This window comes from Mesorhizobium sp. NBSH29, assembly GCF_015500055.1.
Classification (GTDB): domain Bacteria; phylum Pseudomonadota; class Alphaproteobacteria; order Rhizobiales; family Rhizobiaceae; genus Neomesorhizobium.
On sequence record NZ_CP045492.1, the window covers coordinates 3,288,885 to 3,301,408 of the forward strand.

Consider the following 12,524-nt stretch of genomic DNA (forward strand, 5'->3'; position numbering starts at 1 on the left):
TCCGCGGGGTAAGTATCGTGTCATTGATACAAGTCTACATAAAAGCGCTGCGCTATCTTGCTCCCGCAAGAAGGCGAGTCGCGTTCATCTGCTTGGCAAATGTCGTTCTTGCCATGATCTCGATCGCCGAGCCCATTTTGTTCGGCAGCATCATCGATTCCATTTCCGAGCGCTCCAACCTTGTGCCAATGTTGGCACTGTGGGCCGGCCTTGGCGCCTTCAACATCGTCGCCTTCGTGCTGGTCGCACGCGGTGCTGACCGGTTGGCACATGAGCGCCGTGCAGTCGTGCTAACTGAATCTTTTGAACGCGTCATCACCATGCCACTGTCTTGGCATCACCAGCGCGGCACTTCCCACGCGCTTCACACCCTGCTGCGCGCGGTCGAAACTATGTTCGGCTTGTGGCTGGAATTTATGCGCCAGCATCTGTCGACCGCCGTGGCGCTTGTCCTGCTGATCCCGACTGCGATCTCGCTCGATCTTCGAATGTCAGCGGTGTTGTTGTGCCTTGGCATCGCCTATGTAGCGATCGGGCGCGTCGTCATGCGCAAGACCAAGGAAGGCCAATCCGCTGTCGAACGCCACCACCATCAGGTGTTTTCCCACGTCTCCGATTCAATCGGGAACGTGTCGGTCTTGCAGAGCTATAACCGTATCCAGCACGAGACGAAGGCGCTGCAAGACTACACCCAACAGCTGATCCGCGCCCAGTATCCTGTGCTTGACTGGTGGGCACTGGCATCTGCACTACACCGCCTGTCGTCAACCATATCGATGATGGTGGTATTGATCATCGGTGCCTGGCTGGTGTCGAAGGGTGAACTCCGGATTGGCCAGATTATTGCCTTCATCGGCTTTGCGACGCTCCTCATCAGCCGCCTCGACCAAATTTCCGCCTTCTTCAACCAGGTGTTCGAAGCCCGCTCCAAGCTCGCCGATTTCTACGCGTTGGAAGATGCCTATGCGGCGCGTACTGAACCCGACTTACAACCAGACCTGCCGGCAGTAAGCGGACGCGTCCGCTTTGAGGACGTTGGCTTTACCTTCCCCAAATGCGGGAATGGCGTGCAGGGAATATCCTTCGAGGTGAATGCCGGCGAAACCATCGCTATTGTTGGCCCGACCGGTGCCGGCAAGACCACGCTGATCAACCTGCTTCAACGCGTCTACGATCCCGACAGGGGCCGCATCCTGATCGACGGCATTGATACGCGCAGTGTCAGCCGCAAATCGTTGCGCCAGGCGATTGCCAGCGTGTTCCAGGACGCTGGTCTGTTTAACCGCTCGATTGAGGACAACATTCGCGTTGGCCGGGAGACAGCGACCTATGACGAGGTGCATGCTGCCGCCAAGGCCGCCGCAGCGCAGGACTTCATCCTGTCCAAAAGCGACGGCTATAACACTGTTGTGGGCGAGCGCGGCGGCCAACTCTCCGGTGGCGAGCGCCAGCGGATCGCCATTGCCCGCGCTGTTCTTAAGGACGCTCCTATACTCGTGCTTGACGAGGCTACCAGCGCGCTCGACGTCGAGACAGAGGCCCGCGTCAAGGACGCCATAGACGGGCTGCGCAAAAACCGCACCACGTTCATCATCGCCCACCGCCTCACGACAGTGCGCGACGCTGACCGGATAATTTTCATGGACAATGGCCGCGTCATCGAGAGCGGCGCATTCCGCGAACTGGCCCTGAGCAACGGCCGCTTTGCAGGCCTTCTGCGCGCCGGCGGCCTGCTGAACGACGAAGAAGTACGCCGCCTTAGCCATGTGTCTGTCGAGACAGCAGCCTGACTTTTTCGCGCTCCGCCCGGGCACGTTGACCATAGCCGGAAAACAAATTCTTCCGATCTGGCAATAGCCGGGGTTTGGGGCTGGACACGCCCGGAGCCTATGGCTATATGCCCGCATCCGCCTCGCGCGGACAGTGGGTGCGTAGCTCAGTTGGTAGAGCAGCTGACTCTTAATCAGCGGGTCACAGGTTCGATCCCTGTCGCACCCACCACAATCTTAAAGGACATCGCGGAGAACTCGCTCGAACGGACGCGGACAGTGCGGCGGGATTGACCCGTTGCACGTACGGTTTTTCCGCAATCGCAGCGTTCCCCACGTGTTCTGCAACGGTCGTTGTAGGGGCTTTCAATTGTCGGCCAGAGCGGTTTGAACATGCTTGTCTAATTAAGCCAATCAGATGGTCACCCGCGAACCTCGCATCACTGTGCTCAGATCGACTAAAAACCCTCTGGATAAATGCTTGACATACGGTCACATTGAACGAAGGATTTCTCTCGAGAGGGAGAACATATGTCTGGTCAGCATCGCGAACGCGACGAAACATGATGGATCTGCGTGCGAATTCTCATCACCAATAATACATTGGGGCTTAGGGCTGGCAGCGAGCTTTATGTTTTTGATATAGCGCTCGAGCTCAAAAAACGAGGCCACAAGGTGGTTGCGTACAGCAGCACTCTGGGCCTTGTTTCAGACATGCTCCGCAACATTGGCGTTCCAACGATCGATGAACTCTCTCAACTGACGGACACTCCAGATGTTATCCATGCCCATCATCACATGGATGCAGCAGCGGCTGGCTTGCACTTCCCTACGGTGCCAGTGGTGCAAGCCTGCCATGGCTGGGCGCCTTGGCAGGAGCGACCACTCGCATTGGCAAATGTGCGCCAATTTGTGGCCACAAGCGAATTGACGCGAGAATATTTTGTTACCTCGGGGGTGCCGTCAAACCGTATCTCGATCATCTGCAACTTTGTCGACCCGACACGCTTTAAATATTTCGAGCCCAGACCTACCCCACTACGTCGAGCGTTGATCATCGGAAATTCTTGGCAGCGTGGAAGTGTCGTTTATCAGCGCATTGAGGAGGCGTGCCGCTCCCAAAATATTTCTTTGGACGCATTCGGGCTTGGGATGGGAAGCAGTGTTTCGTCCACCGAAGAACTTTATTCCCAATACGGATTGGTATTCGGCCTTGGGCGCTGCGCCATAGAGGGCATGGCAATGGGATGCGCTGTCGTTCTCGCTGACCCGAATGGCTTGGCTGGCTGGGTCGATGACGAACAATTTGACCGCTATAAGCTCGGCAATTTTGGCTTTGGCCTTCTTAATCAGAGAGACGTGACCGTTGACATGCTGTTGAGTGAGATCGCACGCATAAATCGGCCTGATGTTGAACGGGTTACGCAAAGAGTGCGTTCGGAACTTGATGTCCGGACTGCGGTAAATCGGTGGATCAGCCTCTATGAATCGGCGATCGAAGAAGGCCCGGCAACCACCTCAGCCGTCATTGCATCGGCTTCAAGATACGTTATTGACCTAAAGAAGCACTTCGGGAAATTTGAACACCTTGCGCACGAAACAGAAAATAAGATATCTACAATATCTCAGGCAAAAGACGACCTAATATTACAGAAAAAATTACTCGAACATGAAAAAATAATACTAATCGATAAATTTGATCGATTATTCCGTAATTCGTCTATCAGAGCAAAAATAAGGAGAATAAAAAGGAGATATATCTATAACCTTCTCCTGATGGTACGATCGATTAAGTTACCTGTTGCTTCTGGATATCGCAAGGGTTTAGAAGCGATGATCGAACGACAGCAGTTAAAAATGTTGAACGATTGAATTCTATACTACGGACGTCCTCGTTGTAAGCTGGGGATCTTTTTCCCGTTTGTCTGCTCAGTCTCGTCGCGCGCTGTTGCGCTGCAGCCGAAGATGGTTGCGCCGCGAATATCCAACCGAACAGCGCAAAAACAGAATAAACAATATGACCTGCGAGTCCCGAAGCGCTATTGCATTCGCGGGGATTTGCTTGGGCTGATAGTCGCAGCACTATCGCATTTCAGCGCAGCAGCATGCCGCTTTGCGGCAGGGGCTTGGATTTACTCGCCTGCACTCTGCCGGCCAACGCCCGTTCCGGCACCATGCATGCCGGCATCCGTATCGTGGATTGGAGCCACATTCGCTGCCTGGCATCAAAACGCTCGCCAGCGTACTCTCGAAACGGGTTTCCCACGATGACCCGCGGCGCAGCAGAAGCCATTCGCAAGAACGCCTCCCAAGACCGGGCTGACGAGGATCGTCATCGACGGTTTTATACGCTTTGCCTACCTGCTTTAAGGATCAGGCAAAAAGAACACCCGCTGCAACCCTAACCGCCCCGCCACCAATCCGTGCCGCCTTGATGTTGCCAGCCGCGATATCGAGTTCAAGTCTGATCCATGACGGGCGTCCCATCTCGACGCCCTGTTCGATAGAAAGCTGCACCGTTCCCTCGGCCAGTTGGTCATAAGTGTTGATCGCGCCGGTCAAAGCCGCGACCGCAGAGCCGGTTGCCGGATCTTCCTCAATCCCGTCAAAACCAGCGAACATGCGCGCGTGAAAGTCCGCGCCGTTGACGCTTTCACGGCAATAGACATAAGGCGCTGCGATCATCCCGTTGAAGTGAGGGGCAAGTTTGGGCCACGCATGGACATCCATCCGCGCCCTGCCTGCGACCTCCAAGCCGCGCACCGGAACGGTCATGTAAGGAACACCAGCCGACCAGACGCCGAGGCGATGGTTGTCAAAGCCTATGTCGCCCACAGAGAGCCCGAGCGCGTCTGCAATTCTTTCCAGCATCGGGTCAAAAAATACACGCTCCGCCAGACGCGGGAGGGTGAAGATCGCCGATGAGCCGGCATCCCCCTGCGAAACGGTGCAGTAAACTGGCCCTATATTTTCCTCCAGCACGAAGGTCTCGGTCCCGTCACGTGCGGCAAGCGCAATCGCTGTTCCCACCGTCGGATGTCCGGCAAACGGCAGTTCCAGCGCCGGCGTGAAAATACGGATTCGCGCGCGGTGCGACGGCTCTTCCGGCGGTAGCACGAACACGGTTTCAGACAGATTGAACTCGCGCGCAATGCTCTGCATGGCCGTTGTGTCGAGGCCTTGGGCATCAAGCACGATAGCCAGTGGATTGCCGGCGAGCACCGTTTCGGTGAAGACATCATAGACGAGGTAGTTTCGGCCGGTCATTCTACGCTCCCGCTAAAAAGCGACAAGCTCCACGGTCTGTCTAATCTGCGCAATCGTCCACACGCGTGGATCGACAAGTGCAGAAGCGACGTCAGGGAAAGGGCGGCGACTCCAGGAAGTGCCAATCGATGATAGCGCTCATATGCGCCTTCAATCCCTGAGGAAGATCGTCCGGACGGCGGATGATCACCGGCTCCTCGATCTCCGGTTCCGGATCGCCGGCCACAAACGCTCTGACCCGCGCGGCAACCGTCTCGGCATCTTCAGCCAGATAGTAACGGCGAAACAGCACGGTGCCGATGTTGTCGGAAAAGGCATGGTCAAGTCGGTCACGCCGAAGCCCGTTAATATTGATCCCGGTTTCCTCGCGCACCTCACGCGCCATGTTGTGGTGCAGGTCCACCTGCCCATCATGAAAATCGCCGGGTTCAAACGAGCCGGCGGCGAAATACACTTGTCCGGGATTGGAGGTAGTCTTTGCCATGCGAATTGCCACGAGCGCATTGTCCCGCGTCACCAGCGCAGCGTGCGCGTATGCATGGCCGGTGCCAACATGGTCGCTCTTCCGGCGCCAGTAAAGAAAAGTGGCGAAGCGGATGGCATGGCAACACCCGGTAAGGCTCCGTCCGCTCCGGCCGAGACCGGCCAGAAGTACCACCTGACCGTCAAAAATCGTCGGATTGGCTGCCTTTTCGTGCAGCCAGTTCTGGTCGATCTCGGCCCCATGCGCTGTCTCAAATGGGTGAGGTCCCGGGTCAAGCCTCACGTCGACAGTTTCGACCGGAAAGACCACTTTCTTTGGAAGATCAAACGCCACCGGTCAGAAACCTCAGACCAGATCAAGCGTGATGGAAACCGGACAATGATCCGACGCTTTGGGTCTGTCCCACCCGGTGCGTGGAAAGCGCTCAACCTCCTGGCCGGGCGGAAAGATGGTGCGAAACGGCTGTCCGTTGCGGATGATATCCGGCACCGCGTTGGAATTGCGCCGCGCAAGACCTTGAGAGACCAGAAGATAATCAAGTTGGCAAAGGTGCCGTTCTTGGGGTCCGCGCGTGTGATAGAGCGTCCAGCGGTCAATCTCGGGCCGCCGTTCGACAACGTTTTCGCACCACCCGTCGGCCAATAACACGTCCAGACAGGACAAGGTCTCATTAGCCACTTCGAACCGGTATCCGGAATGAGCGTCGCCACCGATGACCACGCGCTGCCGGTAATCATTGAAATCACCACAGATGACGAAGTTCTTCATCGCAGCCTTGTCCTTGCCAAAGCGCTCCTCGAGGATCTGGCGCACGGCTTTCGCCTCGGCAATGCGGATTGGCATAGTCGCTTCACGGCCGGGCACCCCATTGCGGGGCGATCCCATTGACTTGAAATGAACCAGATAAAGCGTCAGCGGCACGCTGCCGATCTTAAGATCAACCTCAAGACAATCACGTCGGAAGATGCGCTCATTGGCGTTGTTGCCGGTTGCTTCCAGCTCGGGCGTGTGAAGGCCCAGCTGCTCATAGGTCCAATGGGCGTGGCTGGTCATCCGAACGAATTCGATCGGTTGACCATCCTGCGTCTCCTCGCGCATCATGATCGCGACATCGATACCGCGGCTGTCATTGCCGCTGGACAGATACTTATGGCGGTAGCCCGCCCCGACCATCTTGAACAGGTAGCCATATTCAAAGGCGTTCAAGGCCTGGATATTGTCGACTTCCTGCAGGCATAGAATATCGGCCCTCGCCGCCGCGATAGATAATGCGGTGAGTTGGCGCGTGTCGTCTGTGTGAGAGATCGCACGTGCCTGCTCGAGAATGCGATATTCTGCCTCGTCCTTGATCTCGAACAACGCTAGGCTGCGGTCCTGATGCAATTGGTTGCGGAATCCGGAAAAATCAAACCGGTTCATCAGGTTTTCGACATTGAACGTGGCAAGGCGCAGCGACATAACTTCGACCTTTGCCCCGCTGTTACCTTGAAGGCAACCCCGTTTAAAACATGCAGAAAGGAACATTCTCGTTCATCCGCCGTTCAGGAAAAAAGGCACAGTCTGGTTCACCGATCCAAAATGCGGCGTGGGGCATGTCAATTTTGATCTTCGGAGAAGTGCAATGCTTTGCCATTTGGTTTTCCGCGTACGCACTGGGCTGATGGCCCTCACCATCACGAGCGTGGCAACCGCCGGTGCGTTTGCCAGTCCAGCCTCGCTGACGTTCAATCCGGCTGACAAAACCAGCCAGACGATTCACGTTCAGGGCGATGGCCGCTTTAGTGACTGCATGCGCAGCGGTGGTAACTGCTATCGCCCCGGCATTCAGTTTGAGGGATATCGCAGTCGACCGGCAGAAGACTGGGATCGCTCACGCGAATGGCGCCGCCACGAAGCAAGGCCGACGCGCCGACATCATGTCGATCGTGGCTGGGATCGGGCGCGCCACTATCGCCGGCACCATTACCGTCCGGATTATTATGGTCCCAGCTATGGCTCTGGAATCTATTTCAACTACTCAGCACCAAGTTATCGCTATTACGAGCCCCGCCGCTACGCCCCCGCGCGCCGTGTCCACCGGGCTACGAATGCTCATATCCGCTGGTGTCAGAGCCGCTACCGCACCTATCGCGCTTGGGACAACACCTATAAGCCAACGCAACACACCCGTCGCCAGTGCTGGTCTCCCTATAGCTGATTGCGCACAGCCCATACTCTGATGGAAAAGAGGCGCCCGTTCCGGACGCCTCTTCTTACTGTGAAGTTCATTCCTGCGGCATGCGTTGAAAATGCGTGAGCTGGGGGTTTTGTTTGTCCCAGTCGAGCGCCAGAGCGGCGTAGGTTACGGCATGAGGTTCGAACTGGCCGGAATTGTCCAGACTTCCTGCGTGTATCGCGATCAGCTCCGGCATAGCCACAAAGTTCAGGTAAACTGGCGCCCCACAGGTCGGGCAAAACGCATGTAGCTTGTCGTTGCCACTGTCGCCAGTCACGCTCCATATCTTGGCTTTACCGGCAACTGTCACCCCGTCGCGTTTTGCGAACGTCAAATAGGATCCATGCCCCGTACCGCTGCGCTTGCGACAGTCGCCGCAATGGCAGTGATTTTGAAAAATGGGGGCGCTGTCGGTCTTATAACGGATAGCTCCACAAGCGCACCCGCCACGGTAGGTTTTTGACATAACACTGCTCCTTATGTGGCCTGCTCACGCAGCTTTCGGCTTCGCGAAGACATCAACTCCCTGCCCTGTCTCAAGCAGCGACTTGAGACTTGAAAGCACGATCGGCCAGCCCTCCTGGATGCCGCTCGTCATAGCGCCGCCGGCTTCCAGCTCATCATGCGTCACGGTCAACTTCACCATCTCGTCATATTCTTCGATACTGAAGGTCACCCGGCTATATGCGTCCGGTTCGTCCTTGCGCGAAGCAGATGCCCAACTCATAACAAGTCGCAAGGGTGGTGCGAATTCAATGACCTTGCCCGTCAGTTCGACCGTCCGATCTTCATTGGTTCTCACATGTTCCCAAGTCGATCCAGGACGCCAATCGGATACATTTTCATGACCCCAATACCGTCGCGCGACATCCGGGCGGGTAATCGCCTCAAACACTTTTTCAGGGGTAGAAACAATATAGGTAACGTAGACAAAACTGGTCTTCTCAGCGGTCATTATGCCCTCCTTCGAGCTCGGTTTTCAGGTCGTGCAGCAGGGTCAGCCGTTGGTGCTCGAATTTTCGGATCCACCGTTCATAGACTTCGTAGAGCGGTACCGGATTGATAAAGTGCAGCTTTTCGCGGCCCTTTTTAATCGTGCTCAAAAGGTTGGCGTCTTCGAGAATGCCAAGGTGCTGGGTTGCGGATTGTCGGGCCATACTAAGATGCTCGCAAAGCTCTCCCAGCGTCTGCCCGTTACGCTCGCTCAAACGGTCGAGCAGATTCCTTCGGGTCGGATCGCCGAGCGCCTTGAACACCCTGTCTGTCTGTTCCGATTCCGTCATTTTCATAATTTCATTATGCAGGTAGATACCTGCATGTCAAGCTCTACGTATCACGAAAGCCTCGTGCCGTAGTTTACCCGCTATCGCGAAACAGCTAGAGGTAGATCGGTCAGAAAAGGCGTTGGGCAAATTAGGCATGACTGATCTCTCAAAACCGAGGGCAACACGCGAACGCAGGAAACGCGTACTGAAGGGCGCCACCATCTTGACAGGCATCAACAATTCAGAAGTGAACTGCACCATACGCAACATGCATGCTGAAGGCGCAGAACTGACCGTTGCACCGGAAAGTCCGGTGCCGCAGCAATTTCTGCTCTATGTTCCGATTGACGGCATCGCCTACCGCGCTTCGGTGCGCTGGCGCAAAGGTAATTTGGTCGGCGTCGCATTCGACGGCACCGAGCCGAAACCTGCATGGCACTACGGCTGAAGACCCTGGGTCAGCCGGCGGTCTGATTGCCTGTCCGGGACAGTTGCTTCGCGACTAAACGCCCGAGCCGCGCGATCCCATCCCCGATCATCTCTTCAGTGGCGCAGGAATAGCTGAGCCTCAATGTATTGGAACCCGAACCATCGGCAAAGAAGGCGCGGCCAGGCACGAAGGCCACCTTCTCGCTGGCAACGGAACTCGTCAGCAGCTCCGCGCAGTCAATTCCCTCAGGCAGCGTCACGAAAATGAACATGCCACCTTCCGGCCTTGTCCACTGCGTGCCTTCCGGCATGGAACGCTCTAGCGCCGCCAGCATGGCGTCGCGGCGCTTTGCATAGGCGGCACGGACCTTGGCCACCTGAGCGTCAAAGCCGCCGCGTGCAACGAGATTGACCGCCATCTGGTTGATCGTTGGCGAGTGTAGGTCGGCCGCCTGCTTCATCAACACCAGTTTATGGATTACCGGCTTTGCCGCACACACAAAGCCGACGCGCAGTCCGGGTGCCAGTGTTTTGGAAAAGCTGCCACAATAGATGGTTCGCGTGTTCTCAATCCCGCCCTTGCGCGCGCAATCCAGCGCTAGCATCGGCGCAATGGCTTCACCATCATAGCGCAGCGATTGGTATGCGGCATCTTCCAAAACAGCAATGTCCAGTTCATCGGCAAGGCCGAGCACGTTCTCACGATCAAGAAGCGAAAGGGTATTGCCGGTTGGATTGGCAAAATCAGCAGAGGTGTAGGCAAATTTTACCCGACTGCCGGCCTTCCCTGCCGCCTCCAGATAGGATTTAGGGGTTCGGTTTCCACCCAGCCTGTCATAGACAGGCTCATAGGCGTTAAAGGCCTGAAGTGCGCCAAGATAGGTCGGCCAGGACACCAGCGCGGTATCGCCGGGGGACAGAAACAGCTTGCCCAGATAATCCAGCGCCTGCTGGGAGCCGGACGTGATGAAGATGTTGTCTACATCACAAACGACGCCAATCTTCACCATTTCCCCAACCAGCCACTCGCGCAGCGGCTTGTATCCTTCGCTGACCGAATATTGCAGCGCAGCGCCCGTTTCCGGCCCACTGAGTATGGTTTGGTAGGCCTCGCGGAAAGCCGCATCAGGAAACAGCGTCGGATCAGGAATGCCGCCGGCGAAGGAAATAATGTCGGGCTGGTCAAGCAGCTTCAGAAGCTCGCGTATCTCCGAAGCGCGCATCCGTGTCGAGCGGTCGGCGAAAATCTTTTCCCAGGCAAGCATAAAGGCAAATCCTGAATGGTTAGGTCAGGACTACTGACCTAGTTAAATGGAGCGAAAAAAGCCGGAGCGTTTGCTCCGGCCTTTCCGAATAGAGAAAGAATCAGTTCTTGGCTTTGTCCACCAACTTGTTCTTGGCGATCCACGGCATCATGCCGCGGAGTTTCTCGCCGACTTCTTCGATCTGGTGGCTGTCGTTGTTGCGGCGGATGCCTTTGAAACGCGACATGCCGGCGCGGTACTCCTGCATCCACTCGGAGGTGAACTTGCCGGTCTGGATGTCGTTGAGAACCCGCTTCATCTCGGCCTTGGTCTCGGCAGTGATGATGCGTGGGCCCGAAACATATTCGCCCCATTCTGCGGTGTTGGAGATCGAGTAATTCATGTTGGCGATGCCGCCTTCATAGATGAGGTCGACGATCAGCTTCACTTCGTGGAGGCATTCGAAATAGGCCATTTCCGGCGCGTAACCGGCCTCGACCAACGTCTCAAAACCGGCGCGGATGAGTTCGACCAGACCGCCGCACAAAACGACCTGCTCGCCGAACAGATCCGTCTCGCATTCTTCACGGAAATTGGTCTCGATGATGCCAGAACGACCGCCCCCGACACCACACGCATAGGAAAGCGCTAGGTCAAGTGCGTTGCCCGATGGGTCCTGGTTGACGGCAACCAGACACGGCACGCCGCCGCCTTTCTGATATTCGCCGCGCACTGTATGGCCAGGGCCCTTTGGCGCGATCATCACAACGTCGACAGTCGACTTTGGCTCGATCAGTCCGAAATGTACGTTGAGGCCATGCGCGAATGCAATTGCCGCACCGTCGCGGATGTTTGGCGCGATCTCGTCCTTGTAGATGTCGGCCTGCAATTCGTCAGGTGTCGCCATCATCATCAGGTCGGCCCATTTGGCGACCTCGGCAACCGTCATCACTTTAAGTCCATCAGCTTCCACCTTCTTGGCGGTGGCCGAGCCGGCCTTCAGGCCGACAGCGATTTCCTTGACGCCGGACTCCTTCAGGTTGAGCGCATGCGCCCTGCCCTGGCTGCCATAGCCGATAATGGCGACCTTCTTGCCCTTGATAAGGTTGAGGTCGGCATCCCGATCATAATAAACGCGCATGGTTTTTCCTTCCTGGGTGGTTTTCTGGTTCTTGGATATGCTGAGCTGTCCCATACAGCTGCAGAAATTGTGTCGCAGCGCGTGCGGCATCTGCGGCGACAACAGGAGCCGCCATGTCGAGCCGTTCCCCAAGCAGCAGGCGCACCTGAACATCGCGCCCGACAAGGCCGAAAAAGGTACGAAAGGCTGTCTCAGGATCATCGAACGCGAGCAAACCGGCATCGCGCCCCGCTTCGAGCACAGGCTTCAGCCGGCGTCCCATCTCAAGCCGGCCGTTCTCGAGAACAATGGCTCCGAGCCCCTTCTTGTCAGACCCTGCATGCGCCACGGCCACTCGGTTGAGCGCAATCGACGTCTCACTGGTGATGACGGTCAACCAGTTGATGGCAAACTGCTCCAGGCTGGCAGTCAGCGCGCGCCGGTCAAGCGAAGCACGCTCCACAGGCGGCACATGCACTTTCAGCGCCTGCCATCGCACAGTTGCGGTCAGCAGCCCGTCGCGGTCGCCAAACCATTTGTAGAGAGTTTCTTTCGAACAGCTAGCGCGTCGCGCCACCGCTGTCATGGTCAGAGCCTCGCCCTTGTCCACCAACAGTTGCAACGACGCATCCAGCACGTCCTGCTGCCGCGGCGTTGGTGCCGGGTTCATTGTAAAAGAAGCGGAAACCATCAACAGAAAACCGTACCGTACGTTACGGTTCGGTTTATGC

The 12,524-nt window shown here is 56.6% G+C and carries 13 protein-coding genes and 1 tRNA gene; 5 read left to right on the forward strand and 9 right to left on the reverse strand.

Translation table 11 applies throughout. The features are described 5' to 3' along the window. The first annotated feature begins 17 nt into the window (after nt 1-17). The 3 genes from GA830_RS16240 to GA830_RS16250 all read left to right on the forward strand — a co-directional run bounded on the left by GA830_RS16240 (nt 18) and on the right by GA830_RS16250 (nt 3,641). Nucleotides 18-1,790: a glucan ABC transporter ATP-binding protein/ permease gene (locus tag GA830_RS16240; protein WP_195162818.1), complete on the forward strand. Its 1,773-nt coding sequence runs from the start codon at nt 18-20 to the stop codon at nt 1,788-1,790. A 135-nt stretch (nt 1,791-1,925) separates the two neighbouring features. After that, nucleotides 1,926-2,001 (forward strand) — tRNA-Lys (locus tag GA830_RS16245). 344 nt (nt 2,002-2,345) lie between these two features. Next, on the forward strand, nt 2,346-3,641 hold the full coding sequence (locus tag GA830_RS16250; RefSeq protein WP_195162819.1) for a glycosyltransferase: 1,296 nt from the start codon (nt 2,346-2,348) through the stop codon (nt 3,639-3,641). Between the two features lie 501 nt (nt 3,642-4,142). Here GA830_RS16250 and GA830_RS16255 read toward each other — a convergent pair. The 3 genes from GA830_RS16255 to GA830_RS16265 form a co-directional block, all read right to left on the reverse strand. Further along, nucleotides 4,143-5,036 (reverse strand): PhzF family phenazine biosynthesis protein, encoded by an 894-nt coding sequence (locus tag GA830_RS16255; RefSeq protein ID WP_195162820.1) that lies wholly within the window; start codon nt 5,034-5,036, stop codon nt 4,143-4,145. Between the two features lie 91 nt (nt 5,037-5,127). Then, nucleotides 5,128-5,853 carry an NUDIX hydrolase gene (locus GA830_RS16260; protein ID WP_195162821.1) on the reverse strand — a complete coding sequence of 242 codons (726 nt, stop codon included), beginning with the start codon at nt 5,851-5,853 and terminating at the stop codon, nt 5,128-5,130. Between the two features lie 12 nt (nt 5,854-5,865). Beyond that, entirely contained in the window at nt 5,866-6,978 is a 1,113-nt protein-coding gene (locus tag GA830_RS16265) for an endonuclease/exonuclease/phosphatase family protein (RefSeq protein WP_195162822.1), read from the reverse strand. Between the two features lie 163 nt (nt 6,979-7,141). On the opposite strand from GA830_RS16265, the gene GA830_RS16270 reads away from it, so the two are divergent. After that, on the forward strand, nt 7,142-7,717 hold the full coding sequence (locus GA830_RS16270) for a BA14K family protein (protein WP_195162823.1): 576 nt from the start codon (nt 7,142-7,144) through the stop codon (nt 7,715-7,717). A gap of 67 nt (nt 7,718-7,784) precedes the next feature. Here GA830_RS16270 and GA830_RS16275 read toward each other — a convergent pair whose 3' ends face one another. Genes GA830_RS16275 through GA830_RS16285 form a run of 3 tightly spaced genes read right to left on the reverse strand, consistent with a single transcriptional unit; the run spans nt 7,785 to nt 9,018 of the window. Further along, nucleotides 7,785-8,201 (reverse strand): GFA family protein, encoded by a 417-nt coding sequence (locus tag GA830_RS16275; protein WP_195162824.1) that lies wholly within the window; start codon nt 8,199-8,201, stop codon nt 7,785-7,787. Between the two features lie 24 nt (nt 8,202-8,225). Continuing rightward, a complete protein-coding gene (locus GA830_RS16280) occupies nt 8,226-8,690 on the reverse strand; it encodes an SRPBCC family protein (protein ID WP_195162825.1) in 465 nt (154 codons plus the stop codon). Next, nucleotides 8,680-9,018, reverse strand: coding sequence for an ArsR/SmtB family transcription factor (locus GA830_RS16285; RefSeq protein ID WP_195162826.1), 339 nt, complete (start codon nt 9,016-9,018; stop codon nt 8,680-8,682). Before GA830_RS16285 ends, GA830_RS16280 begins: the two co-directional genes overlap by 11 nt. Nucleotides 9,019-9,154: 136 nt before the next feature. Between GA830_RS16285 and GA830_RS16290 the strand changes: the two genes are divergently transcribed. Continuing rightward, nucleotides 9,155-9,448 (forward strand): PilZ domain-containing protein, encoded by a 294-nt coding sequence (locus tag GA830_RS16290; RefSeq protein WP_195162827.1) that lies wholly within the window; start codon nt 9,155-9,157, stop codon nt 9,446-9,448. 10 nt (nt 9,449-9,458) lie between these two features. Here GA830_RS16290 and GA830_RS16295 read toward each other — a convergent pair whose 3' ends face one another. The 3 genes from GA830_RS16295 to GA830_RS16305 form a co-directional block, all read right to left on the reverse strand. Then, on the reverse strand, nt 9,459-10,694 hold the full coding sequence (locus GA830_RS16295) for an aminotransferase-like domain-containing protein (RefSeq protein ID WP_195162828.1): 1,236 nt from the start codon (nt 10,692-10,694) through the stop codon (nt 9,459-9,461). A 100-nt stretch (nt 10,695-10,794) separates the two neighbouring features. Continuing rightward, nucleotides 10,795-11,814 (reverse strand): ketol-acid reductoisomerase, encoded by a 1,020-nt coding sequence (ilvC, locus tag GA830_RS16300; protein ID WP_258045482.1) that lies wholly within the window; start codon nt 11,812-11,814, stop codon nt 10,795-10,797. After that, nucleotides 11,798-12,463, reverse strand: coding sequence for a TetR/AcrR family transcriptional regulator (locus GA830_RS16305; RefSeq protein ID WP_258045483.1), 666 nt, complete (start codon nt 12,461-12,463; stop codon nt 11,798-11,800). The genes ilvC and GA830_RS16305 overlap by 17 nt, the downstream gene beginning before the upstream one ends. Nucleotides 12,464-12,524: the final 61 nt, after the last annotated feature.